Source organism: Acidovorax sp. GW458-11-26-14-TSB4, from assembly GCF_059423865.1.
Window position 1 is genome coordinate 71,950 of sequence record NZ_JBWKYR010000015.1, and the last position, 23,202, is coordinate 95,151.

At 64.5% G+C, this 23,202-nt stretch carries 22 protein-coding genes; 13 read left to right on the forward strand and 9 right to left on the reverse strand.

The genetic code is table 11. The annotated features are described in order from the left end of the window. Positions 1–22: 22 nt before the first annotated feature. On the reverse strand, positions 23–430 hold the full coding sequence (locus AC07X5_RS24305) for a lysozyme inhibitor LprI family protein (RefSeq protein WP_409961604.1): 408 nt from the start codon (positions 428–430) through the stop codon (positions 23–25). Positions 431–487: 57 nt separating this feature from the next. After that, positions 488–2,011, reverse strand: a complete 1,524-nt coding sequence (locus AC07X5_RS24310; RefSeq protein ID WP_494772202.1) for a CoA-acylating methylmalonate-semialdehyde dehydrogenase — start codon at positions 2,009–2,011, stop codon at positions 488–490. Between the two features lie 179 nt (positions 2,012–2,190). Here AC07X5_RS24310 and AC07X5_RS24315 point away from each other — a divergent pair, with 179 nt between their 5' ends. From AC07X5_RS24315 to AC07X5_RS24335, 5 genes are all read left to right on the forward strand, one after another. Then, the gene (locus AC07X5_RS24315; RefSeq protein WP_494772203.1) at positions 2,191–3,108 is read left to right on the forward strand and encodes a LysR family transcriptional regulator; all 918 of its coding nucleotides are present in this window, start codon (positions 2,191–2,193) and stop codon (positions 3,106–3,108) included. Beyond that, on the forward strand, positions 3,105–3,659 hold the full coding sequence (locus tag AC07X5_RS24320) for an NUDIX hydrolase (protein ID WP_494772204.1): 555 nt from the start codon (positions 3,105–3,107) through the stop codon (positions 3,657–3,659). The genes AC07X5_RS24315 and AC07X5_RS24320 overlap by 4 nt, the downstream gene beginning before the upstream one ends. After that, positions 3,656–4,111, forward strand: a complete 456-nt coding sequence (locus AC07X5_RS24325; RefSeq protein ID WP_494772205.1) for a YiiD C-terminal domain-containing protein — start codon at positions 3,656–3,658, stop codon at positions 4,109–4,111. Before AC07X5_RS24320 ends, AC07X5_RS24325 begins: the two co-directional genes overlap by 4 nt. Positions 4,112–4,150: 39 nt before the next feature. Then, the gene (locus AC07X5_RS24330; protein ID WP_494772206.1) at positions 4,151–4,528 is read left to right on the forward strand and encodes a PH domain-containing protein; all 378 of its coding nucleotides are present in this window, start codon (positions 4,151–4,153) and stop codon (positions 4,526–4,528) included. Positions 4,529–4,679: 151 nt separating this feature from the next. Continuing rightward, positions 4,680–5,237: an EF-hand domain-containing protein gene (locus tag AC07X5_RS24335; RefSeq protein WP_494772207.1), complete on the forward strand. Its 558-nt coding sequence runs from the start codon at positions 4,680–4,682 to the stop codon at positions 5,235–5,237. Between the two features lie 85 nt (positions 5,238–5,322). On the opposite strand, the gene AC07X5_RS24340 is transcribed toward AC07X5_RS24335, so the two are convergent. Continuing rightward, positions 5,323–5,481: a DUF3309 family protein gene (locus AC07X5_RS24340; protein WP_007856361.1), complete on the reverse strand. Its 159-nt coding sequence runs from the start codon at positions 5,479–5,481 to the stop codon at positions 5,323–5,325. 114 nt (positions 5,482–5,595) lie between these two features. Continuing rightward, the gene (locus AC07X5_RS24345; RefSeq protein ID WP_494772208.1) at positions 5,596–6,591 is read right to left on the reverse strand and encodes a Bug family tripartite tricarboxylate transporter substrate binding protein; all 996 of its coding nucleotides are present in this window, start codon (positions 6,589–6,591) and stop codon (positions 5,596–5,598) included. 212 nt (positions 6,592–6,803) lie between these two features. Between AC07X5_RS24345 and AC07X5_RS24350 the strand changes: the two genes are divergently transcribed. The 5 genes from AC07X5_RS24350 to AC07X5_RS24370 all read left to right on the forward strand — a co-directional run bounded on the left by AC07X5_RS24350 (position 6,804) and on the right by AC07X5_RS24370 (position 11,055). Then, entirely contained in the window at positions 6,804–8,015 is a 1,212-nt protein-coding gene (locus AC07X5_RS24350; RefSeq protein ID WP_494772209.1) for a 3-hydroxybenzoate 6-monooxygenase, read from the forward strand. 20 nt (positions 8,016–8,035) lie between these two features. Continuing rightward, positions 8,036–9,076, forward strand: coding sequence for a cupin domain-containing protein (locus AC07X5_RS24355; protein WP_494772210.1), 1,041 nt, complete (start codon positions 8,036–8,038; stop codon positions 9,074–9,076). A 38-nt stretch (positions 9,077–9,114) separates the two neighbouring features. Further along, entirely contained in the window at positions 9,115–9,819 is a 705-nt protein-coding gene (locus tag AC07X5_RS24360) for a fumarylacetoacetate hydrolase family protein (RefSeq protein WP_494772211.1), read from the forward strand. Beyond that, on the forward strand, positions 9,816–10,448 hold the full coding sequence (gene maiA, locus AC07X5_RS24365) for a maleylacetoacetate isomerase (protein WP_494772212.1): 633 nt from the start codon (positions 9,816–9,818) through the stop codon (positions 10,446–10,448). Before AC07X5_RS24360 ends, maiA begins: the two co-directional genes overlap by 4 nt. 85 nt (positions 10,449–10,533) lie before the next feature. After that, positions 10,534–11,055: a MarR family winged helix-turn-helix transcriptional regulator gene (locus tag AC07X5_RS24370; protein ID WP_494772213.1), complete on the forward strand. Its 522-nt coding sequence runs from the start codon at positions 10,534–10,536 to the stop codon at positions 11,053–11,055. A 55-nt stretch (positions 11,056–11,110) separates the two neighbouring features. Here the strand turns inward: AC07X5_RS24370 and AC07X5_RS24375 are convergent, their stop codons facing one another. The 4 genes from AC07X5_RS24375 to AC07X5_RS24390 are packed head-to-tail and all read right to left on the reverse strand — an operon-like array spanning position 11,111 to position 16,158. Next, on the reverse strand, positions 11,111–12,733 hold the full coding sequence (locus AC07X5_RS24375) for a DHA2 family efflux MFS transporter permease subunit (RefSeq protein WP_494772214.1): 1,623 nt from the start codon (positions 12,731–12,733) through the stop codon (positions 11,111–11,113). 12 nt (positions 12,734–12,745) lie between these two features. After that, complete coding sequence (locus AC07X5_RS24380) at positions 12,746–14,059, reverse strand: HlyD family secretion protein (RefSeq protein WP_494772215.1); 1,314 nt, start codon at positions 14,057–14,059, stop codon at positions 12,746–12,748. Between the two features lie 51 nt (positions 14,060–14,110). Then, positions 14,111–15,586, reverse strand: coding sequence for an efflux transporter outer membrane subunit (locus AC07X5_RS24385; protein WP_494772216.1), 1,476 nt, complete (start codon positions 15,584–15,586; stop codon positions 14,111–14,113). A 41-nt stretch (positions 15,587–15,627) separates the two neighbouring features. Next, on the reverse strand, positions 15,628–16,158 hold the full coding sequence (locus AC07X5_RS24390; protein ID WP_494772217.1) for a MarR family winged helix-turn-helix transcriptional regulator: 531 nt from the start codon (positions 16,156–16,158) through the stop codon (positions 15,628–15,630). Positions 16,159–16,364: 206 nt separating this feature from the next. On the opposite strand from AC07X5_RS24390, the gene AC07X5_RS24395 reads away from it, so the two are divergent. The 3 genes from AC07X5_RS24395 to AC07X5_RS24405 all read left to right on the forward strand — a co-directional run bounded on the left by AC07X5_RS24395 (position 16,365) and on the right by AC07X5_RS24405 (position 22,131). Beyond that, complete coding sequence (locus AC07X5_RS24395) at positions 16,365–18,959, forward strand: SIR2 family protein (RefSeq protein ID WP_494772218.1); 2,595 nt, start codon at positions 16,365–16,367, stop codon at positions 18,957–18,959. A 138-nt stretch (positions 18,960–19,097) separates the two neighbouring features. Next, positions 19,098–20,045 carry a ketopantoate reductase family protein gene (locus tag AC07X5_RS24400; protein ID WP_494772219.1) on the forward strand — a complete coding sequence of 316 codons (948 nt, stop codon included), beginning with the start codon at positions 19,098–19,100 and terminating at the stop codon, positions 20,043–20,045. Positions 20,046–20,859: 814 nt separating this feature from the next. Next, on the forward strand, positions 20,860–22,131 hold the full coding sequence (locus AC07X5_RS24405; RefSeq protein ID WP_494772220.1) for a M20/M25/M40 family metallo-hydrolase: 1,272 nt from the start codon (positions 20,860–20,862) through the stop codon (positions 22,129–22,131). Between the two features lie 65 nt (positions 22,132–22,196). On the opposite strand, the gene AC07X5_RS24410 is transcribed toward AC07X5_RS24405, so the two are convergent. Further along, complete coding sequence (locus tag AC07X5_RS24410) at positions 22,197–23,156, reverse strand: 2-hydroxyacid dehydrogenase (RefSeq protein ID WP_494772221.1); 960 nt, start codon at positions 23,154–23,156, stop codon at positions 22,197–22,199. Between the last annotated feature and the right edge of the window lie 46 nt (positions 23,157–23,202).

Consider the following 23,202-nt stretch of genomic DNA (forward strand, 5'->3'; position numbering starts at 1 on the left):
TCCTTGTTGTTCTGTGGGTGCGTCAGGGCTTCGCGGGGCTGTCCATCGACAGCCAGCGCATCAGCCCCTTGCGGCGTTCCTGCGTCTCACGGGTCAGGCACTCGTGGTAGATCCGCGGGCCTTCAGGCTGCTGCTCGGTGGCGCGGGTGGACTGCTTGCACTGCACATTGCGGGCGCGCATCCAGGCCGTGTGCTCCTGGCGCAGCTGCGGGCGCTCGTGCGCCGACAGGGCGCGCATCACGTCGGCGTACAGCACGGCAATGGCCGTGTCGGCCGCCTGGAAGTCCTGCACCGCGCAGGCATTGGTCTCGGCCACCGTGCCGCCCGGGCGGCATGCGGCGCCGGCCTGGGCGAAGGCGGTGGAAGAAGCCATGAGCAAGGGCAGGGCACAGGCTGCAGCGCGCAGCAGGATAGGGAGGTCACGGTGCATGCACCGATTTCACCATGCCCTGCTACTGTGCCACGCCGCCTGGGGCCTTTCGCCGGCTTACTTCAGGCTGATCGTCGTATTCACGCCGTGGGCGATGGTGCTGTCGTCGAACCAGCGCGCCGTCACCGTCTTGGTCTGCGTGTAGAACAGCACGACCTGCTTGCCGTAGGGGCCCAGGTCGCCGAGCTTGGAGGCACGCGAACCCGAGAACGAGAACAGCGGCACCGGCACGGGGATCGGCACATTGATGCCGACCTGACCGACGTCGATCTCTTCTTGGAACTTGCGCGCGGCCGCACCCGACTGGGTGAAGATGGCGGTGCCGTTGCCATTCGGGTTGTCGTTGATGAAGGCGATGGCTTCGTCGATGTCCGCCGCGGCCGACAGGCACAGCACGGGGCCGAAGATTTCCTGTTCGTAGATGCTCATGCCGGGCTTGACGCCGCTGAACACCGTGGGGCCCACGAAGTTGCCTTTCTCGTATCCTGCCACGACCGGGTTGCGGCCATCGAGTTCCAGCGTGGCGCCATCGGCCACGCCGCGCGCGATCAGGCCTTCCACACGGTCCTTGGCGGCGCACGAGACCACCGGGCCCACGTCCGTGCCCTTTTCGGTGCCGGCGCTGACTTTGAGGGTCTTGGCCTTGGCCACCAGGTCGGGGATCCACTTTTGCGCCTCGCCCACCAGCACCACCACCGACAGCGCCATGCAGCGCTGGCCGGCGGCGCCGAAGGCCGCACCGGCCAGGGCGTTCAGGGTCTGCTCCTTGTTCGCGTCGGGCAGCACGATGGCGTGGTTCTTGGCGCCCATCATGCACTGCACGCGCTTGCCGGCCAGGCTGGCGCGGTTGTAGACATGGGTGCCCACCTTGGTGGAGCCGACGAAGCTGATGGCCTTGATGTCCTTGTGGTCGCAGATGGCGTTCACGGCCATCTCGCCGCCGTGCACCACGTTGAGCACGCCCGGAGGCACGCCGGCTTCCAGTGCCAGCTCCACCAGGCGCATGGTCACCATCGGGTCCTGCTCGGAGGGTTTGAGCACGAAGGTGTTGCCCGTGGCGATGGCCATGGGGAACATCCACAGCGGGATCATGGCCGGGAAGTTGAAGGGCGTGATGCCCGCACACACGCCCAGCGGCTGCAGCAGGGTATAGGTGTCCACGCCGCCGGCAACGTTGTTGGCCAGCTCGCCGAGCTGCAGGTTGCCGATGCTGGCGGCATGCTCCACCACTTCAAGGCCGCGGAACACGTCACCCTCGGCGTCGGGCAGCGTCTTGCCCTGTTCGGCCGTGAGGATGGCGGCCAGCTCGGCCATGTTCTCGCGGATCAGCTGCTGGTACTTGAGGAAGATGCGCGCGCGCGTGCCGATGGGCGTCTTCTTCCAGGTCTTGAAGGCTTCCTTGCCCGACGCCACCGCGGCATCGATCTCTTCGGCGGTGGCAAACGGCACGCGGGCCAGCACTTCCTGCGTGGCGGGGTTCACCACATCGCGCCATTCGGTGGTCTTGGACTCGACGAACTGGCCGCCGATCAGCAGCTTGACGGTGGGGGCCAGCACGGCCGAAGAGGTAGGTGCGTTCATCGGTATGTCTCCTGAAAATGGGGTGCGCGAAAACGGGAAAGTATCTGGCAACCCGTGCATCGTAGCTGTGCAAAATTGTGAAGACAATAGACAATAATGCGCACAAGGTTTGCAAAAATGCACATGATGCACTGCCGGTGCATGGGCACACTGCACGATCGACGGGGACTTCTTCTTTCATGGACTGGGACAACCTGCGCTTCTTTCTGGAGCTGGCCCGCGCCGGCACGCTGGTGGGCGCCGCGCGCCGCCTTGCGGTCGACCACACCACCGTGGCGCGCCGCATCCAGGCGCTCGAAAAGCAGGTCGGCTCGGCCCTGTTCGCGCGCGAGGCCGGCGGGCACCGGCTCACTGAGGCCGGTCGCGCGCTGCTGCCCCAGGTCGAGGCCATGGAGGCCGCCTTTATGGCGGTGGAGAATGCCGCGCCCGCCGCGCGCCAGGGGCTGCACGGCCTGGTGCGCATCGGTACCACCGAGGGCTTCGGCAACCTGGTGCTGGCGCCGCAGCTGGCGCACTTCGCCCAAGGCCACCCGGGCCTGGTGCTCGACCTGCTGGCCCTGCCGCGCCTGGTGCACCTGTCACGGCGCGAGGCGGACATCGTGATCTCGCTGGAGCGCCCCGCGCGCGGCGCGGTGCTGGTGGTCAAGCTCACCGACTACGTGCTGCAGTTGTACGGCACGCGCAGCTACCTGGCGGCCCATCCACCCATCCGCAGCGCGGACGACCTGCGCGGCCACAGCTTCATCAGCTACGTGGACGACCTGCTGTTCACCAAGGAGCTGCAGATCCTGGACGAGCTGCACCGCCCCGAGCGCTTTGCCTTGCGCAGCACCAGCGTGCTGGCACAGTACGAGGCGGTGCGCGCCGGTGCCGGGCTGGCCGTGCTGCCGGCCTTCGTCGCGGCACAGGACCCGGCCCTCACGCTGGTGCTGCCCGGCATGGCACGCTTCACGCGCACGTTCTGGATGTCCATGCCCGAGGAGAACAAGCAGGTGGCGCGCATGCAGGCCACCTGGGCCTTTCTGCGCGAGACGGTGGCGGCGCAGCAGAGCCTGCTGCTGCCCGACCTGCCCGACGCGATAGCATCGCGGCCATGAGTCTGTCCGCCGTCCTCTCTGTTCCGGCCACATCCGCCCAGCCCCGCATGCGCCTGCGTGCCGCCGCCATCATCGAGCGTGCCGGGCAGGTGCTGCTGCACCGGGCCGAGGGCGACGCCTTCTGGGCCCTGCCCGGCGGCGGCATCGAGCCTGGCGAATGCGCCGGCGAGACCTTGGTGCGCGAAATGCAGGAAGAGCTGGGCCTTGCCGTGGTGCCCGGCGCGCTGGCCTGCGTGGTGGAGAACTTCTTCGTCTACCTGGGCGCCGCCTACCACGAGACCGGCCTGTACCTGCAGGTGCACCCCGAACCGGGCGGTTTGCTGGACCAATCCGCTGGTCCCTACGAAGGTGTGGAAGGCAGGCGCAGACTGGAGTTCGCATGGTTCGACCGTGTGGCACTGCCGGGCCTGGACCTGCGGCCCCCTTTCCTGCGCGATGCGCTCGCACGCGAACGCCAGGGCGGCGTTCTCCACATCGTCTACCGGGATCCAGCACCACCGGGCGGGGCTGCTGCAGACGCACCTGCCATCCTTTCCGAAAGCCCTGTATGAAGACCGATGACGACCTGCAGGCCTACCTGCACCAGCACATTCCCCTGTCCCGCGCGATGGAGGTGTCGGTGCTGGAGTCCTCCCTGGCGCGCGTGGTGCTGAGCGCGCCTCTGGCACCCAACATCAACCACCGCGAGACGGTGTTCGGCGGCAGCGCCTCGGCCGTGGCCATCCTGGCCGCCTGGTCCATGCTGCACCTGCGGCTGTCTGCCCACGGCCTGGGCAGCCGGCTGGTGATCCAGCGCAACACCATGGCGTACGGGCTGCCCATCGACGGGACCTTCACCGCCGTGGCCGAGGCGCCTTCGGAGGCCGCCTGGCGCGCCTTCGTGCGCGTGTACGAGCGCAAGGGCCTGGGGCGCATCGAGCAGGCCTCGGTGCTGATGTACCACGGGCAGCCGGCGGGAAAGCTCACGGGCGAATTTGTCGCCTTCGGGCAGGGGTATCAATAGCCGGACTACGATCATCGCCTCGCAAACGGGGAGACCACCATGGGACTTTTGGACGGAGTGATGGGCAATGCATCCAAGATCGATGCAGCCAAGATCCAGGAAGAATTCGGCCGCATCCTGATGCCGGGCGAGGTGGTGGAGCATGCCTACCAACTCATCCGCGACTACTTCGTCTTCACCAACAAGCGCCTGGTGCTGGTGGACAAGCAGGGCATCACGGGCAGCAAAGTGGAGTACCACTCGCTGCCCTACAAAAGCATCACCCACTTCAGCATCGAGACCGGCGGCACCTTCGACCTCGATGCCGAACTCAAGATCTGGATCTCGGGCAGCACCACGCCGTTCCAGAAGCAGTTCAACAAGAAGCTCAGCATCTATGACGTGCAGAGCGTGCTGGCCAGCTATGTGCTGAAGTAGGCGAGCACATGGCCCGAAAAGCGGCTGTGCAACGCTGCTTTTCGGGCCATTGGCCGGTGAGGGGATGGCTATGCTGAACCACCGGGCGATGGCATGCCCTGGTGTTTGGTTCGCAAGCACCGGCAGCCGGCCCTACAGGAGTCCTTCGGCCATGTCTCCCATCATTTCCGGCCTCGCATCCGTTGCTTCCTTTCTCTACAACGCGGCCTCGGGCAGCAAGTCCGCCGCGTCGTCGCGCGCCAGCCAGCCGGCCGCTGCCGAGCCGTCTGCCGTGGTCACCTTGAGCAAGGAGGCCGAAACCCTGGCCGGCTTTGCCGGCAAAGGCATGCTGATGACGTCCGGCAAGCTCGATGGCCCGCTGGGTACGCGTGTGGGTGCCGATGCCGGCACGGCATTGACGGCATCGCAGGCTGACCGCGCCGTGTCCAAGCAGGACTTCCAGGACCTGCTCGCCAGCTTTGGCGCCAGCGATGCGCAAAAGGAGCAGTTGGCCGCCGGCTTCGACGCCAACCAGGACGGCGCCATCTCGCGCGATGAATTCCTCAAAGGGGTTGCCGCCACTTCAGGCACCAAGGGCGGCAGCGAGCTGTCGCAGTCGCTGCTGCAGCTGGTGGACCGCCACGGCAATGCCAACGGCGTCGTGAACCAGACCGAGCTGGCGCAGCTCACCACGGCCTTTGCCAACGCCCAGCTGCGCAAGGCAGCTTAGCCCCGCAGCGTCCAGACCCCCTTCGGAAAGCAAAAAAGCGTGGCCATGCCACGCTTTTCTTTTTGGGGAGGCTGGGCCTCTCTTTTTATATCCTGCCCATGAGCAGCAGGATCACCAGGATCAGCACCACCAGGCCGATGCCGCCGCTGGGCCCATAGCCCCACGAACGGCTGTGGCCCCACGTGGGCAGCGCGCCGACGAGGATGAGGATCAGGACGATCAGGAGAATGAGGGAGAGCGACATGGCAGTTGTTCCTTTTGTTGTGGATGGCTGCATTGTTCGATCTCCCCGCGTGCTGGACCGAAGGCGGCGAGCGTGCAAGCGCGTCAGGCTTTTCCGACTCAGCTTGTGGGAACTTCAGTCCAGCGCGATGCCGGCCTTGGTGATCAGCTGCTCATACTGGCTGGATTTGGCCGCCGCGTTGCGGCCGATCTCGTCGACCGACCAGGCCAGCGGTTCGAAGGCAAAAGTGTTGAAGCGCTCGCGCACCTCGGGGTCGGTCAGCACGGCCAGCACATCCGCGTGGATCTTGCTGCGCACGGCAGCCGGCACGCCTTTGGGGGCGACAAGCACCACGAAGGAGTTCACGTCCAACTGCGCCGGGCCGCCGGCCTCGGCCACGGTGGGCACGTCGGGCAGCTGCGCAATGCGCTTGGGCGCAGCCACGGCCAGGTACTTGATCTTGCCGGCCTTGTAGACGCCCTGGCTCGATGGAATGCTGGCAAAGCTCCAGGCCACCTCGCCGGTGGCCACGTTGGTGTAGAGCTGGCTCACCTCCTTATAGGGCACATGGGTCATGCGCACGCCGGTGATGGATTCGAGCCACTCGCCGCCCAGGTGGCCCGGGCTGCCCACGCCCCAGGATCCATAGCTAAGCCCGCCGGACTTGGCCTTGGCGTCGTTCAGCAGATCCGTCATGTTCTTCCAGGGCGACTGGGCGGGCACGGCCACCATGAAGGGGGTGCGGAACAGCGGCGCCACCGGGTCGAAGGTCTTGAGCGTATCGACGTTGCGCTTCTTGTACAGGTGCGGCACGGCCGCCAGGTGCTCGCTGTCCAGTTGCAGCAGGGTGTAGCCGTCGGCCGCGCCGCGCTTGGCCGCATCCATGGCGATGAAGCCGCCGCCGCCAGGGCGGTTGTCCACCGTCACCGTCTGCTTCCACTGGGTCGAGAGCTTGTGCGCCACCAGCCGCAGCACAGCATCGGGCCCGCTGCCCACGGCAAAGGCGGTGTAGAGCGTGACCGGCTTGTTCGGAAAGTCGCTGCCCTGGGCATGGCTGGTGCCCAAGGCTACCACCAGCATGCCGGTACAGGCGAGCGAGAGCAGCAAGGGGCGTCGGGTGGTCTGGTTCATGGATGTCTCCTGGATGTGTGGCCGATTGTTGGATGGCTGATTGACAGTATGCTGATGAAAATCATAGATCCGGCCGTTGTTTGGGGCGCTCGGTGAAAACCCTTGATACAGTGAAGCCGCAGAAAAATGACCGATAAGGGTTTGCATTTGTGACTGCTGGATTGCTACACTTATAATCAGTATACTGATTAAATGTATTGATGAGGTGAACCATGGAGCAGACAAACGCGCGCGCCATCGGCCTTCCCGTGCTGGTGGCCGGCGGTGGCATCGGCGGGCTGGCGGCGGCGCTGGCCCTGGTGCGCCAGGGTTTCGAGGTGCAGGTGCTGGAGCAGTCGCCCGCCATCGGCGAGATCGGTGCCGGCATGCAACTGGGTCCCAATGCCTTCCACGCCTTCGATGCGCTGGGCGTGGGTGAGCAGGCGCGCAGCCGCTCGGTGTTCACCGACTGCATGGTGATGCACGACGCGTTGGACGAATACCAGGTGGGCCGCATCCCCACGGACGAGGCTTTCCGCGCCCGCTTCGGCAACCCCTATGCGGTGATCCACCGTGTGGACGCGCACAACTGCCTGCTCGAAGGCGCGCTTGCGACCGGGCGCGTGCGCTTGCAAACGCACACCCGCATCGAGCGGGTGGAACAGGGCGCGGGCACGGTCACCGCCATTGACCAGCACGGCAAGGCCTGGCGCGGCGTGGCGCTCATCGGGGCCGACGGCGTCAAGTCCGTGGTGCGCCAGCAGTATGTGGGCGACCCGGCGCGCGTGACGGGCCACGTGGTCTACCGCGCCGTGGTGGAGCGCGAAGACTTTCCCGAGGAGCTGCGCTGGAACGCCGCCAGCATCTGGGTGGGCCCGCACTGCCACCTGGTGCACTACCCGCTGCGCGGCGGCGAGCAGTACAACGTGGTCGTCACCTTCCACAGCCGCGGCCAGGAAGAGTGGGGCGTGACTGAAGGCAGCCGCGAAGAAGTGCAGAGCTACTTTCAGGACATCTGCCCGCGCGCGCGCCAGCTGATCGACCTGCCCAAGAGCTGGAAGCGCTGGGCCACGGCCGACCGCGATCCCATTGCCCAGTGGACCTACGGCCGCGCCACCCTGATCGGGGATGCCGCCCACCCCACCACCCAGTACCTGGCGCAGGGCGCCTGCATGGCGCTGGAGGATGCCGTGACCCTGGGCGAGGCCCTGCGCGTGCACGGCAACGGGTGGGACGCCGCGCTCGACCTGTACCAGCGCTCGCGCGTGGCACGCACCGCGCGCATCGTGCTCTCGGGCCGCGAAATGGGCCGCATCTACCACGCCAAGGGCGTGGAGCGCCTGGTGCGCAACGACCTGTGGCGCGGCCGCAGTGCCGAGCGCTTTTACGACGCGATGGAGTGGCTCTACGGCTGGAACGTGGGCAACTGCCTGGCCGCGCATTGAACCGCAAGGAGACAGCACCGATGCAAGAACTTGGACGCCTGGAAGACCTGCCCCAGGACTACCGCGATGCACTCGCCGAGCGCAACCTCGTGCCCCTGTGGCCCAGCCTGCGCGCCATGCTGCCGCCGGGCAAGCCCCTGCCTCGCACCCAGGCCACGCACTGGCCCTATGCGGCGCTGCGGCCGCTGCTGATGCGGGCCGGTGAACTCACGCCCATCGAGAAGGCCGAGCGCCGGGTGCTGGTGTTGGCCAACCCCGGCCATGGGTCGGACAGCATGCAGGCCAGCGCCGCCATGTACCTGGGCATGCAACTGCTGCTGCCTGGTGAATGGGCGCCCGCGCACCGCCACACGCCCAATGCCGTGCGCATGGTGGTGGAAGGCGAGGGCGCCTACAGCACGGTGGACGGCGAGCGCTGCCCCATGGAACGTGGCGACCTGATCCTCACGCCCACCGGCCTGTGGCACGAGCATGGCCACGAGGGCACCGAGCCCGTGGTCTGGCTCGATGTGCTGGACCTGCCGCTGGCCTACTACCTGGAGGTGTCCTACCATGTGGACGGCCCACGCCAGGACGTCACTGGCGCGGCGGGCGACCGCGCCTATGCGCGCGGCGGCATGCTGCCCACGCCGGTGTTCGAGCGCTCGGCGCGTGCCTACCCGCTGCTGCGCTACCCCTGGGCCCAGGCGCGTGCGGCCCTGCAATCGCTGGCGGCCGACCAGCCCGCGCTGGAGTCGGTGCAGATCACCTATGTGAACCCCGAGACCGGCACCGATGCCGAGACCATCCTGGGCTTTTACGCGCTGATGCTGCGCCCGGGCCAGGTTCTGCGCCTGCCCGCGCGCTCGCCGGCCATGGTGTTCCATCTGATCGAAGGCGCGGCCGATGTGCAGGTACAGGACGCGCAGCGCTTCGTGCTGGCCGAGGCCGATACCTGCTGCGCCCCGGGCTACACCGCCATCACCCTGGCCAACCGCTCGGCCGATGCGCCGGCCTTTCTCTTCATCGCCGACGAGAGCCCGCTGCACCGCAAGCTGGGCGTGTTCGAGAACCGCGGCTGATGGCTGCGCAACACCTCACTTCTTTTGGAAAGCCCTGCATGTCCACCACCTACCTCTGGACCCCTCCCGCCACCGTCTCGCTGCCCGTGCGCGGCCAGGCCGCGCGCCTGCCCGTGAACCGCCTGTTCTTCGTGGGGCGCAACTACCACGCCCATGCGGTCGAGATGGGGCGGCCCGTGGACAAGTCGCAGGAGCGGCCGTTCTACTTCACCAAGTCGCCGTCCACCGTGGTGGAGTCCGGCGCCACCGTCGCCTACCCGCCAGGCACCGAGAGCTACCACTACGAGATGGAACTGGTGCTGGCCATCGGCACGCCCGGCTTTCGCATCGCGCCCGAGCAGGCGCACACCCACATCTACGGCTATGCCTGCGGCCTCGATATGACGCGGCGCGACCTGCAACTGGTGGCGCGCGACAAGGGCCGGCCCTGGGATCTGGGCAAGGATGTGGAGCAATCGTCCATCGCCTCCAAGATCGTGCCCCTGCCCGGCGTGGTGATCGCGCGCGGTGCCATCGCGCTCAGCGTCAACGGCCAGGTGCGCCAGCAGTCCGATGTGGACAAGCTCATCTGGAGCATCCGCGAGATCATTGCCGACCTCTCGCAGTTCTACCACCTGCAGCCCGGCGACCTCATCTACACCGGCACGCCCGAAGGCGTGGGCGCCGTGCTGCCGGGCGACCGCATCGAGGGCCATGTGGACGGCGTGGGCAGCATCGCCCTCACGGTGGGGCCCGCAGAATGAAGCTGCACCACTTCTTTCGCAGCGGTACCTCGCACAGGCTGCGCATCGCCTTGAACCTCAAGGGCCTGGACGTCGAGCACATTCCCGTCGACCTGCGCCAGGAGGAGCATTTGGGCGAGGCCTACCGGGCCGTCAACCCGCAGATGCTGGTGCCCGCACTGGAGCACGAGGGCCAGACCCTGATCCAGTCGCCCGCCATCATCGAATGGCTGGAGGAGTGCTACCCCGAACCACCGCTGCTGCCGGCCGGCGCCGATGCCCGGGCCCAGGTGCGGGCGCTGGCCGCGCTGGTGGGTTGTGACATCCACCCGGTCAACAACCGCCGCATCCTCGAATACCTGCGCCACCAGCTCGGTTGCCACGAGGTCGCGGTCAACGCCTGGTGCTCCACCTGGATCGCCGCGGGCTTCGACGCCTACGAGGCCCTGCTGGCGCGTGATGCCGGGCGCGGTGCCTTCAGCTTCGGACACGCGCCCACCCTGGCTGACGTCTACCTGGTGCCGCAGGTCGAGAGTGCGCGCCGCTTCCAGGTCGACCTGGCGCGCTGGCCACGCATCAGTGCTGTCGACGCAGCCTGTGCGGAGCTGCCCGCCTTCCGCATGGCAGCACCCGCAGCGCACGTGCACTGAGCGTTCAGGCCGTCGGCAGCTTCCGATAGACTGCGGCCTCGCGGACTGCCGCCGTTGTTCCCTTTCTGTCGCCATTGCTGCTGCCATGTCCTCTCCATCCCATTCGCCTGCGCTCGAAGAACTGCCCGGGCACTACATCCGCCGGCTGCAGCAAATCGCGGTGGCCATCTTCCTCGAAGAGACGCAGGAGTTCGGCATCACCCCCGTGCAGTTCGGCGCGCTGGCCGCCGTGCAGCGTGAGCCGGGGCTGGACCAGCGCCGCCTGGCCGGCCGCATCGGCTTCGATACGTCCACCATCGGCAGCGTGATCGACCGGCTGGAAGCGCGCGGCTGGATGCTGCGCAACAGCAGCCCGGGCGACCGGCGCGTGCGCCTGCTCACGCTCACGCCCGCGGGCGAAGACCTGCTGCGCCAGGTCGAGCCCGGCATGCGCCGTGCGCAAAAGCGCATGCTGGCGCCCCTGCCGCCCGAGCAGGGCGAACTGTTCATGGCCATGCTCAAGACCCTGGTCAACGCCAACAACGTGCTCAGCCGGGCGCCCAGCGTGACCAGCACGCCCGAGCTGCCGGCCTCGCGCACCCGAGCCAAGGCCAGCAAGGGAGCATGAAAAAGGCGGCGAGCCCGAGGGCTGCGCCGCCTTGTCCTGCCTCAGGGCCTGCCGCTCAGTGCGCCCCGCCCGCGTCGGCGGGTGCCGCACCGCCCTGCGATGGCCGCTTGGTCAGCCAGATCAGCCCGATCAACAGCAGGAACAGCCCGGCCGACGCCAGGAAGATGTCGTCGGCCGCGCGCGTGAAGGCCTGCTGGTCAATGAGTCGGTTGACCTGCGCCAGTGCCTGCAGCTGCGTCATGCCCGATGCCGTGAGCCCATCCAGCGTGCTGGCGAACACGCCCTGGCCCTGAACCAGGCCCTCGGTCAGGTGGGCATGGTGCATGGCGGCGCGGCTCTCCCACAGCGTGGTGGCGATGGACGTGCCCATGGCCCCGGCGGTGATGCGCACGAAGTTGCTCAGGCCGGCAGCGGCCGGAATGCGCTCCGGCGAAATGCCCGCCAGCGTCAGCGTGGTCAGCGGGATGAAGAAGAACGCCATGGCCGCACCCTGCAGCAGCGTGGGGATCAGGATGTGGATGAAGTCCGTCTGCACAGTGAACTGCGAGCGCATCCACAGCACGATGCCGAACACGATGAACGCCCCCGTCGCCATGCGCCGCGGATCCCACTGGCCCACCTTCTTGCCCACCAGCGGCGTGAGCAATATGGCGAACACCCCCACGGGCGCCAGCGCCATGCCGGCCGAGGTGGCGGTGTAGCCCATCCACTGCTGCAGCCACAGGGGCAGCAGCACCACGTTGCCGAAGAACAGCGCATAGGCCACCGACAGGGCCAGCGCCCCGAAGGTGAAGTTGCGCCCCTTGAAGAGCTTGAGGTCCACCACCGGGTGCTTGTCGGTCAACTCCCAGACCAGGAACACGGCGAACGCCACCACCGCGACGACGGCCATGATGATGATCTCGCTGGAGGCGAACCAGTCGAGCTCCTTGCCCTTGTCCAGCATGAGCTGCAGTGCGCCCACCCACAGCACCAGCAGGGACAGGCCCACGGTGTCGATCGGCAGCTTCCTGATCGGTGTCTCGCGCTTGCGGTAGATGCCCCAGGTGAGCACGCCCGCGAGCAGGCCCACGGGTACGTTGATGTAGAAGATCCACGGCCAGGAGATGTTGTCCGTGATCCACCCACCCAGCAGCGGCCCCACCACGGGCGCGACCAGGGTGGTCACGCCCCACAGGGCCAGCGCCGTGCCGGCGAGGGCGCGCGGGTAGCTGGCCAGCAGCAGGGTCTGCGACAGCGGGATCATGGGCCCGGCAACCAGGCCCTGCAGCACGCGGAAGAAGACCAGCATCTCCAGCGACGAGGCAAAGCCGCACAGCCAGGAGGTGAGCACGAACAGCATCACGCTCATGGTGAACAGGCGCACCGCGCCGAAGCGCTGCGTGAGCCAGCCCGTGAGCGGGACCGAGATGGCATTGGCCACGCCGAAGCTGGTGATGACCCAGGTGCCCTGGCCCGGGCTCACGCCCAGGTCACCGGCAATCGCGGGGATGGAGACGTTGGCGATGGACGAGTCCAGCACGTTCATGAACGTGGCCAGCGACAGCGACAGTGTGCCCAGCAGCAGGGCCGTGCCCTGCAGCGGGGGGTAGGCCGCAGGCGGGCCCGGTGGGGCTGCAGGGACCGGGGGCGCCGCTGGCGCGGCCCCCTGGTCTGCAGTGGGGTTGGCGGTGCTCATGCGAACCCCCGATCACTGCACCACGGGCGTGCGCACGGGCGCGGATGCGTGGTTCTGTGCCTGCACCGCCGTGCCGGCCTGCGCCTGCGACAGCACCTTGGGCGAGGCCACTGCCACGGCCTTGCGGCCCAGGTTGGCGGCGATGATGTTGGCCACCTCGTCGTCGGCGGCCTTGAACTGCGCGTCGAACACGGCGGTGGAGGCCACGGGCGTGGTGCGCTGGGTGTCGGCCAGGGTCTTGCCGCTCTGGTTGGCGGTGTCCACCTTCACTTCCATCGACAGGCCCACGCGCAGCGCGTTCTGGGCCACCTCCTTGGGGTCGAGCGCGATGCGCACGGGCACGCGCTGCACCACCTTGATCCAGTTGCCGGTGGCATTCTGCGCCGGCAGCAGGGCGAAGGCAGCACCGGTGCCAGCGCCCAGGCCGGCCACAGTGCCGTGGTAGATGACCTTGGTGCCATACACATCGGCCTCGAGTTCGGCGGGCTGGCCGATGCGCAGGTTCTGCAGCTGGCTTTCCTTGAAGTTGGCGTCCACCCACAGGTCGTTCAGGGCCACCAGGGTCATCAGCGGGGCGCCGGCCTGCACGCGTTGGCCGACCTGCACGCCGCGCTTGGCCACATGGCCGTCGAGCGGGGCCACCAGCTGGGCGCGCTGCACGGCCAGGTAGGCCTCGCGCACGCGGGCCGAGGCGCGCTGCACGTTGGGGTGCTGCTCGATCGAGGTGCCTTCGGTCTGCGTCTGGCTGGCGGCCAGTTGCTCCTGCGCGGCCACCACGGCGGCCTGGGCGGCGGCCACCGTGCTCTTGGCCGCCGTGACCTGGGCCGTGGCGTGCTGGAACTCTTCCTTGCCCACGGCGCCGCTGGCCATCAGCGGTGCGCGGCGGGCCACGTCGTCCTGCAGGCGGGCGGCCTCGGCCTGGGCGCGCGCCAGGTCGGCGCTGCGCAGGCTGACCTGGGCCTTCAGGGTGGAGTTGTTGGCGAACAGGGTGCGCACTTCGCGCACCGTCTGCGCCAGCTGGGCCTCGGCCTGCTCCAGCGCCACGCGGGCGTCAGCCGGGTCGAGCTTGACCAGCAGCTGGCCGGCCTTCACATAGTCGGTGTCGTCGGCGCCGATGGAGACCACGGTGCCGCCGATCTGCGGCGTGATCTGCACCACGTTGCCCGCCACATAGGCGTTGTCGGTGGTCTCCACATGGCGGCCATTGGCCCAGTGCCATGCGCCCCAGCCGATGGCGGCAATGGCCACGGCGGCGGCGATCACGGTCAGGCCGCGGCGGCGCGCGGGGTTGGATGCTGGGTTGTTGGGGGTGGCGGATTCGCTCATGGCAAGGGTCCTCGGTGTGTGCTTGTTGTGTGTGGTTGTGTCGGTAGGGGGTCAGTGCGCTGCGGCGGTCTGCAGCGTGGCCGTGTCGTCGGTCCAGCCGCCGCCCAGCGCCTTCATCAGCTGCAGGCGGGTGTCGAGCTGGCGGGCGCGCAGGTCCACCGCCAGGCGGCGCTGGGCCAGCACCTGGCTTTCGGTGGAGAGCACCACGAGGTAGTTGCCCAGGCCGGCGCGGTAGCGCTCCTGTGCAAAGCGGTAGGCCTTTTCGGCACTGGCGGCGGCATCGTCCTGCAGCGCCTGCTGGCGCGTGAGCGACTGGACGGAGGCCATGGCGTCGCCGGCCTCCTTGACCGCATCGAGCACCATGCCGTTGTACTGGGCGATGGCGGCGTCGAGCTCGGCCTGGCGGCCACCCAGCTGGGCGCGCAGCCGGCCGCCATCGAAGATCGGCAGGCGCAGCGCGGGCGTCACGCCCATCTGGCGCGAGCCGGCGTTGAACAGGTTGTCCAGGCCCAGTGAATTGAGGCCGATGAAGGCGCCGATGTTGATGTTGGGGTAGAACTCGGTGCGCGCCACCTTCACGCCCTGCGTGGCGGCCTCCACGCGCCAGCGCGCGGCCACCACGTCGGGGCGGCGGCCCAGCAGGTCGGCGCCCAGGGCGTCGGGCACGGGCATGGGTTGCAGGGCGGCCAGCTGCGGGGTCAAGGTGGTGAGCGCATCGGGCGCCTGGCCGCTCAGCACGGCCACCTGGCGGCGTGCCAGGGTGATCTGCTCGTCCAGGGCCTCGATCTGGGTGCGCGCATCGGGCACGGCGGCCTGTGCCTGGGTCAGTTCCACCTGGCTGTCCAGGCCTGCCGCCACGCGGTCGTTGGTCAGGCGGCGCTGTTCTTCGCGCTGCTCCAGCGCGCGCACGGCCACCTCGCGCTGCGACACCAGGCGCGCCAGGGCCACATAGCTGCGGCCCACCTGGGCGGCCAGGGTGTTGGCGGCGGCGGCGGCATCGGCCTGCGCGGCGCGCGCCTGGCCCAGGGCCGCCTGCAGCTCGGCCGCATGCTGGCCGAAGAAGTCGGGTGACCAGCTGAACGTCGCCTGCACCGTGCCGCTGTTGTAGGTGTTGCCGGCCACCGGGGCGGGCACCAGGCCGTTGGCGGTGTAGCGCTGGCGCGTGGCGTCCACGCCCAGGTTCACCTGCGGGCGGTTGGCGGCTTCGCGCACCTGGCTCAGTGCCACGGCCTGCTCCAGGCGGGCGCGGCTCACGGCCAGGCTGGGGCTGCCTTGCAGGGCCTTGTCGACAAGGGCGTTGAGCTGGGCATCGCCCAGGGTGGTCCACCACTGCGAGGGTGCGGCCGAATTGGCGGCCGCTGCATTCAGGCCCAGCGCGGCCGGCGTGGTCTGTGCCAGTGGCGTGTGCGCTGCGCCGGGGCTGGCGCAACCGACCAGGAAGATGGCGGCCGCCAGCGCGACGGCCGACACGGCGAAATGGGCCGCCATGGCGGCACGGGTGGACAGGGGAGTGGCGGATGAGGACATGTCTGCTATCTCTTGGGGGATACGGGGGCAGGGCGGCCGGGTCAGGCGGCCGGTGGCTGCTGTTGTTCCTGGCGCACGGCGTCGCCGTTGGCCAGCATGCGGCGCAGCATGCTGAGCAGCAGCTGCCATTCATCGCGGGTGAAACCGCGCAGGTGGTTGTTGAGCACTTCGGCGAGCACGGGGGGCACCTTGGCGGCCACGGCCTCGCCTTCGGGCGTGAGCACCACGTGCACCACGCGCCGGTCGGTGGTCGAGCGTTCGCGCAGCACCAGGCCCTTGGCTTCCAGGCGGTCCAGCGTGCGCGTCATGGAGGCCGCGTCGGTCTCCAGCTCGCGTGCCATCACGGCCACCGTAGCGGCGGCCTGGCCCGTCAAGGCCTGGAACTTGGAGATCTTGAACAGCGGCAGCCACTGGGCGAAAGTCAGGTCGTGGGTGGACAGCTGTGCGTCCGCCTGCGTGCGGATGGACGACATCACCTTGCGCATCAGGTAGCCCACGCTCTCCTCGGCAGGGCTGTGGCCGTTGCCATAGAAGGACACGTCGGACGAAGAGGGGGGTGGTGTCGATGTCATGGGCAGAAATTTAATTGACTAGACAATGTTTGTCTTTGCAATGAATAATTGTTGACTAATTGAAGTGGTTATTGTCAAATAATTGTTGCAAAATGTTTTATCTCTTGTTTTGATTCGGTGTGTAATGAGTTATTTGAGGAAATGCCTTCAAGGATTTTTTGTAGTTCCAAAATATCACTGTTTATTATTTTAATTAAGGGGGTAAGATGGATATTCGATCAGATTTGCGGTTCAAGGAAAAATCTATTCACGATCTTGCGAGATTTATTAGTACTCGAGCTGAAAATGTCCCGAACTATACCCTCTTGCTGGGGGCCGGTTGCTCTATTAGTTCGGGAATTAGGTCGGCTTCCGAGTTGATTAAAGAGTGGCGACGAGAAATAATAGGTCCAGAGGTTAATTCCAATGGGCAGGCCACGGATGAGCAGATATCAGAATATCTTTCCGGTCACCATCTGTCCTGGTATGACAGAAATAAAGAGTATTCTTCGCTTTTTGAACGAAGATTTGATTTGCAACCGCAGCGAAGAATTTTTGTCGAAAATGAAGTGGCCAGTAAAAAGCCGTCAATTGGATACGCTTATTTGGCTGCACTGGTCAATCAAAGTTATTTTAATACTGTTTTTACTACCAACTTTGACGATCTTCTTAATGAGGCCTTTTTCCAGTTTTCCGATCTTCGTCCAATAATATGCGCTCATGATTCATCGATTAATGGTGTAAGTGTTACGTCAAAGCGCCCTAAAATAATAAAGTTGCACGGAGATTATTTATTTGACGATATAAAGGCTACTGCCCGGGAAACAGAATCTCTTGAGCAAAATATGCGTCTCAAGTTCGCTGAATTTGCCAAAGATTCTGGATTGATTGTGGTGGGGTATGCTGGTAATGATCGGTCGGTCATGGATGTTCTTTCGGCACTATTGCGAAATGAGGATTATTTTAAAAAGGGTATTTATTGGTGTTTGAGATCTGATTCTGAAATATCTGAAGAGCTACGAAAGCTGCTGTGGAAAGATCGGGTTTATTTTGTTAATATCGACGGCTTTGATGAATTATTCGCAGAATTGTTTTGTAAATTCAATGATGGTGATGTAGTACCCATTTCTACTCGCAAGGTTTCAAGTCGTCAGCATGATTTGGTGAAGATGTTGATTGAGGGTAAAAATCTTGAAAATTCGAAATCAGAAGTGCTCCGTCGTGCATTTGATTCTTTGTCCAAAGAATCTACTACAAATGCTCTTTACGGATTGCTAAGAAAGGCAAAGGATGATGATAAGGCTGTGTCTACCAACAGTTTGACGGATGACCAGTTGCTTACTGTGCTTGAGTCATCAAATTTGGTTGAGGAGAATAGGAACTCGGCGGCGATTGATCTGTGTAGAAAGAAGCTGAGTGAGACCACTAATGTGGAAGGTCGTGTAGCTTTGCTTAAGGCTATCGTCAAAGCCCACAAGTATATGGGGGATTATTCGGGCGCTCTTGTTGCCGCTCACGAGCTTTCAATGCTTCAGCCGTATTCGGCACGTCACCATCTTGCGAAACTTCAGCTTATGCCTGATAAAGCGGCGAGACAGAAAATTATTGAAGTTGCAGCCATCGCAAACCCGCATTATGAAATGGTTTTTTTTGAGAAAGCGCGATTGATAGCTGAGGATATCTCTTTATTTTATGGGGATGAAAAGCGCAGTATTTTTTCTCAGGCGATGCAATGTTTGGATGCTGGTATAAAAAAGAATCCATCAGCAGACAATCCTTGTTGGTTGGAGAAGTTTAATATGCTGGGTCATAAAAATGATATTAAAGAGCGTGATGTGGAGAGGCGTAAAATAATTGATGAGCTTTGTATTCAATCGCCAATTGGATATTCGGTTCTTAAAATGAAGGCATCATTTATTGATGAAAAGACGCCTAAGGGGGAGGTGGAATATTTTTTTGATGAATTGGATGGTGCTATTAATAGATACTCCGATTTTAATGGGGACTTAGAAATTCTGAAGCTCAAAGTATTGGCTTCTTTGAATAGGGTTGAAGAGTTGAGGATTGCCATAGACTCAAAAGCAAGCAAGCAGGCGGAGGACGCTGACTATTCCATTGCTGTAGCAAAATTTGAGCGGCAAAAATTCTGCCAAGACAAAAAGGCAATAGAATTACTGGAAAAATCTTTGGATTTGCATAAGGATGTTGATGCTGTTCTGCCATTGGTAAGTGCACTCGTCGACGTCGGTGATCTTGATAATGCAGAAAAGCATTTGTCACGGTGGGCTAATCGGTTACTCCCTGATGTTAGGGCATGTTTGAAGGCTGACATATTGACAGCAAAAAAGGAATATGACTCCGCCCTTAGGGAGCTCGACTCTGTTCCTGGTTGTGGGAGCATAGCGCAATACGATGGAGATTACATTCAGCTTTTGAAAGGAAACTGTGGTGAAGTCGAGAGAAATTTGAGAGCCAAACTTGAAAAAATTTCTTTTTCCGTAGAGGCTGATGTTGATATTATTAATTTTGAGCTGGCAAAAAAAATGTCAGGGAGTAAAATTAATGATACTAGAATTAATTCTGTTATATCATTTACCCAGGCGGCGAGTGTAAAGGTTGCGGCTTATGCGCTGTTGAAAAACAAAGAAAAGGTTATTGAATTCTTGTTGGAAACTCTTCGAAGTGATCAGACATCAAGATTCGCAATGAGTGAGTGGCCGGCATTGGTGGATATGCGTGCCGATAAGCAAATTGCCGAACTACTTTGTAATGGAGCACCTTATTTAAAAATGCCTCAAAAAGCCTTGCAAAAGGTGGGTTGATAATATATTATTTATAAGTTTTGCTATTTAAATTTTCAACTCAAAGGCAAAATAATGATGAACTCCTCAATATGAATGTGATGATGGGTGGAGACGCTGTTCTAGTTTTCTTGGTTGACTTTCCACCTATATTCTTCTATGGCCTCAACTTGCGCTTCTAGTACTTCCGACCCTCTACTACGCATTGCCGTCATGGGGGCCGGTGCCGTGGGCTGCTACTACGGCGCACTGCTGGCGCGGGCGGGCCACCCAGTCACCCTCATCGGCCGCCTGGCCCATGTGCAGGCAGTGCAGCAGCAGGGGTTGCGCCTGCAGACGGCGGTGCTCGACGTGCGGGTGCCTCTCGCAGCCAGCACCGAAGCCAGCGCGGTGCAGGGTGCCGACGTGGTGCTGTTCTGCGTCAAGTCCTCGGATTCGGAAGACGCGGCGCGCGCGATACGCCCGTTCCTGGCGCCAGGGGCCCTGGTGCTCACGCTGCAGAACGGGGCGGACAACGACGAGCGCGTGCGCGCCGTGCTGGACGCCAGCACACCCGTGGCGGCGGCCGTGGTCTACGTGGCCACCGCCATGGCCGGGCCCGGCCATGTGCAGCACCATGGCCGGGGCGAGCTGGTGATCGCGCCGTCGCCGCGCAGCGAAGAGGTCGCGGCACAGTTCGCCGCCGCCGGCATTCCCACGCAGATCTCGGACAATGTGCGCGGCGCACTGTGGGCCAAGCTGGTGCTCAACTGCGCCTACAACGCGCTGTCGGCCCTGGCGCAGCAACCCTATGGCCCACTGGTGCTGGTGCCGGGCGTGACGGACGTGATTGCCGACACCGTGGCCGAGTGCCTGGCCGTGGCCCAGGCCGATGGTGTCGCCATCCCTGGCGACATACAGGCGGCCGTGCGTGGCATTGCGGCCACCATGCCGGGCCAGTATTCATCCACCGCGCAGGACCTGGCGCGTGGCAAGCCCAGCGAGATCGACCACCTCAATGGCTATGTGGTGCGCCGTGGTGCTGCGCTGGGTGTGCCCACGCCGCTGAACCGGGCGCTGCAGGTGCTGGTGAAGTTGGCTGAGGGGCGGGGGATTTCGGGGGGATGATGGCTCTTGGGGTCAGTTTGAACAACATGCTTTTTTGAAGTGCGGGAGCCGGGGTGTGCGCCCGGCGGCGCACCTACTTTCTTTTTGCGCAAAAAGAAAGTAGGCAAAGAAACAGCGCCCCGCTGTCTGCGTCCCTTCGCTTCGCTGCGGGCAACCTGCGATGCTCGGATCTGGGGTGGTGCCGCAGAACTCGCTGCGTTCTTCGAACTCCGCTTAAACAGCTGCGGCAAGTCAGTTCACGAAGCGTGTGTGTCCTTCGGCACACACGCCCACCCCAGCTCCAGCGCTTCTCGGCGCAGCCAGAAGGGGTGGGGAGCGGGGTCCACCCGGCTGCTGCTGCGCAGCTGCGCCTGGGGTCGGTTACGCGCTGCGCGCTGCCGACGGGCGGCGCAGCCGCCATGGCGAGCCGAGCGAAGCAATGGCCCGTGTGGAGCCCGTTCCCACCCCCTTCTGACCGTGCCGGGAAGCGCAGGGCCTGGGGTGAGCGCGTGCCGAAGGACACGCGCCTCGTCATCTGACTCGCCGAAGCTGTCTGACCGGAGCTGCCTCGCAGAGGCAGCGCAGGGAGTTCTTCGGCGTCACCCCAGGACCGAGCATCGCAGGCTGCCCCAACGCCCGACAGGGCGATGGGGGACACGGGCAGCGGGGTCGCCTTTTCTTGGCCTACGTTCTTTTGGCGAGACAAAAGAAGTTAGGTGCGCCGCCGGGCGCACACCCCGGCCTCCGCCCTCAGCCAAGGCATGCAGCCAGCAAAGCACCAACCAACAGCAACATAATCAGACTTCGCCATCCACTTGCTGCCAGCAGCCAAACCATGTCCCATTCCCTTCGTCCCCTGGTCGCCTCCCTCTCCCTGGCCTTCGCCGCCACCATCGCCCAAGCCGCCCCCGTGGCCGACGTGCACGCCCTGGCACAGAAGGAACAGCAACCCCTGCTAGACACCCTGCGCGACCTGGTGCACATCGAATCGGGCAGCAAGGACATCGAAGGCCTGAACCAGATCGCCAACCGCATCGCCGCCCCGCTCAAGCAACTGGGCGGCACCGTAGAGGTGCTGCAGACCAACGACGTCTACCGCCTGGATGACACGCCCGAAAAGGTGGGCCCCGCCGTGCAGGCCGTGTTCAAGGGCACGGGCAGCAAGAAGATCATGCTCATCGCGCACATGGACACGGTGTACTTGAAGGGCATGCTCAAGGACCAGCCCTTCCGCATCGACGGCGACAAAGCCTATGGCCTGGGTATCTCTGACGACAAGCAGGGCATCGCCCTCATCATCCACACCATCGCGCTGCTGCAAAAGCTCAACTTCAAGGACTACGGCACGCTCACGGTGCTGGTCAATGGCGATGAAGAGATCAGTTCGCCTGGCTGGCGCAGCACCATCACCCGCGTGGCGGCCGAGCACGATGTGGTGTTCTCATTCGAGGGCGGCGGCACCGACGGCACGCTGCGCCTGGCCACCAGCGGCATCGGCGCGGCCTACCTCACGGTGCAGGGCAAGGCCTCGCACGCAGGCGCCAAGCCCGAAGACGGTGTGAATGCGCTGTACGAGCTGTCGCACCAGCTGCTGCAGATGAAGGACTTGTCGAAGAACGACGAAGGCCTCAAGCTCAATTGGACGGTCTCCAAGTCCGGCACCAACCGCAATGTGATCCCCGCCGAAGCGACTGCCCAGGCCGATGCGCGTGCGCTCAAGGTGGCCGACTTCGACGGGCTGGAAAAGGCGCTGCAGGAGAAGATCAAGACCAAGCTGCTGCCCGCCTCCAAGGTGGACGTGAAGTTCGAGGTGCGCCGCCCGCCGCTCGAAGCCAGCGAGGCTTCGCGCCGCGTGGCCGGCTATGGCAAGGTCATCTACCAGGAGCTGGGTCTGCCGCTCAGCGTGGTTGAAAAAGCCACGGGCGGCGGCACCGATGCGGCCTTTGCCGCGCTCAAGACGAAGGGCGCCGTGGTGGAGGGCATGGGCCTGTCGGGCTACGGTGCCCACTCCAACGATGCCGAGTACGTGCAGGTCAACACCATCGTGCCGCGCCTGTACCTGGCCACGCGCATGATCATGGACATCTCCAAGGGCGTCTTGAAGTAATTGCCAGGCGTTGAACAAGCCTTGCTTGGCCCCCGCGGGTGTATGCCTGCGGGGGCCTTTCTACATCAGGGGGCCGGCACGGGGACTTTGACCGCACCCGTGGCGTAAAACGATTCCAGGTTCTCCAGCACCAGGTCGGCCATGGCGCGGCGGGTTTCGTGCGTGGCGCTGGCCGTGTGCGGGGTCAGCACCACGTTGTCCAGTTCCATCAGGGCGGCAGGCACCTGGGGTTCGTCCTCGAACACGTCGAGCCCGGCGCCGGCGATGCGCTTGTGCTGCAGGGCCTCGACCAGCGCGGCCTCGTCCACCACGGTGCCACGCGCCACGTTGATCAGGTAACCCTTGGGGCCCAGGGCATGGAGCACCTCACGGTTGACCAGGTGGCGCGTGGACGCGCCGCCGGCCACCGTGAGCACGAGGTAGTCGGCCCATTCGGCCAGCGCCAGCAGCGAATCCAGTCGCGGCAGGGTGGAGCCTTCGACAGGGCGGCGGTTGTAGTAGCCCACCTCCATGCGAAAGCCGGTGGCGCGCTCGGCCACGGCCAGGCCGATGCGGCCCATGCCGACGATGCCCAGGCGCTTGCCCGACACGCGCGTCAGCGGCGCATAGCGCGCCTTGGGCCATTCGCCCCGTCGCACGAAGCGGTCGCTCGCAGCCACGCCGCGCGATACATCGAGCATCAGCGCGAAGGCCATGTCGGCCACGCAGTCATTGAGCACATCGGGCGTGTAGCCCACGGGGATGCCCCGCGCCTGGCAGGCGGCGATGTCCAGTGCGTCGAAGCCCACGCCGAAGCTGCTCACCACCTGCAAGTTGGGCAGGGCCGCGATTACCTCGCCCTTGAGGCCGATGGAGGCCGAGGTGGCCACGCCCGTGAAGCTGGCACCGTGCGCAGCCAGAAAGGCGGCCGGATCGGCCTGGTCGGACAGGCAGACCACGTCGTAGCGGGCGGCCAGGTCGGTCTCCAGGGCGGGCAGGGGAAGGCGGGCGATCTGCAGGATGCGGGGCTTGGAGGGCTGGGTCATGAAGGGGAGGGGAGGGAGGCGGTCCCTGGCGCTGGACCGCCGTTGC

Bases quoted from the DNA above. Each gene is read 5' to 3' on its own strand.
- AC07X5_RS24355 (WP_494772210.1), top strand. From the start codon at position 8,036: ATGCAAGAACTTGGACGCCTGGAAGACCTGCCCCAGGACTACCGCGAT.
- AC07X5_RS24325 (WP_494772205.1), top strand. From the start codon at position 3,656: ATGAAGACCGATGACGACCTGCAGGCCTACCTGCACCAGCACATTCCC.
- AC07X5_RS24370 (WP_494772213.1), top strand. From the start codon at position 10,534: ATGTCCTCTCCATCCCATTCGCCTGCGCTCGAAGAACTGCCCGGGCAC.
- AC07X5_RS24320 (WP_494772204.1), top strand. From the start codon at position 3,105: ATGAGTCTGTCCGCCGTCCTCTCTGTTCCGGCCACATCCGCCCAGCCC.
- AC07X5_RS24380 (WP_494772215.1), bottom strand. From the start codon at position 14,059: ATGAGCGAATCCGCCACCCCCAACAACCCAGCATCCAACCCCGCGCGC.
- AC07X5_RS24315 (WP_494772203.1), top strand. From the start codon at position 2,191: ATGGACTGGGACAACCTGCGCTTCTTTCTGGAGCTGGCCCGCGCCGGC.
- AC07X5_RS24310 (WP_494772202.1), bottom strand. From the start codon at position 2,011: ATGAACGCACCTACCTCTTCGGCCGTGCTGGCCCCCACCGTCAAGCTG.
- AC07X5_RS24335 (WP_494772207.1), top strand. From the start codon at position 4,680: ATGTCTCCCATCATTTCCGGCCTCGCATCCGTTGCTTCCTTTCTCTAC.
- AC07X5_RS24345 (WP_494772208.1), bottom strand. From the start codon at position 6,591: ATGAACCAGACCACCCGACGCCCCTTGCTGCTCTCGCTCGCCTGTACC.
- maiA (WP_494772212.1), top strand. From the start codon at position 9,816: ATGAAGCTGCACCACTTCTTTCGCAGCGGTACCTCGCACAGGCTGCGC.
- AC07X5_RS24305 (WP_409961604.1), bottom strand. From the start codon at position 430: ATGCACCGTGACCTCCCTATCCTGCTGCGCGCTGCAGCCTGTGCCCTG.
- AC07X5_RS24340 (WP_007856361.1), bottom strand. From the start codon at position 5,481: ATGTCGCTCTCCCTCATTCTCCTGATCGTCCTGATCCTCATCCTCGTC.
- AC07X5_RS24385 (WP_494772216.1), bottom strand. From the start codon at position 15,586: ATGTCCTCATCCGCCACTCCCCTGTCCACCCGTGCCGCCATGGCGGCC.
- AC07X5_RS24395 (WP_494772218.1), top strand. From the start codon at position 16,365: ATGGATATTCGATCAGATTTGCGGTTCAAGGAAAAATCTATTCACGAT.
- AC07X5_RS24330 (WP_494772206.1), top strand. From the start codon at position 4,151: ATGGGACTTTTGGACGGAGTGATGGGCAATGCATCCAAGATCGATGCA.
- AC07X5_RS24375 (WP_494772214.1), bottom strand. From the start codon at position 12,733: ATGAGCACCGCCAACCCCACTGCAGACCAGGGGGCCGCGCCAGCGGCG.
- AC07X5_RS24390 (WP_494772217.1), bottom strand. From the start codon at position 16,158: ATGACATCGACACCACCCCCCTCTTCGTCCGACGTGTCCTTCTATGGC.
- AC07X5_RS24405 (WP_494772220.1), top strand. From the start codon at position 20,860: ATGTCCCATTCCCTTCGTCCCCTGGTCGCCTCCCTCTCCCTGGCCTTC.
- AC07X5_RS24410 (WP_494772221.1), bottom strand. From the start codon at position 23,156: ATGACCCAGCCCTCCAAGCCCCGCATCCTGCAGATCGCCCGCCTTCCC.
- AC07X5_RS24350 (WP_494772209.1), top strand. From the start codon at position 6,804: ATGGAGCAGACAAACGCGCGCGCCATCGGCCTTCCCGTGCTGGTGGCC.
- AC07X5_RS24360 (WP_494772211.1), top strand. From the start codon at position 9,115: ATGTCCACCACCTACCTCTGGACCCCTCCCGCCACCGTCTCGCTGCCC.
- AC07X5_RS24400 (WP_494772219.1), top strand. From the start codon at position 19,098: ATGGCCTCAACTTGCGCTTCTAGTACTTCCGACCCTCTACTACGCATT.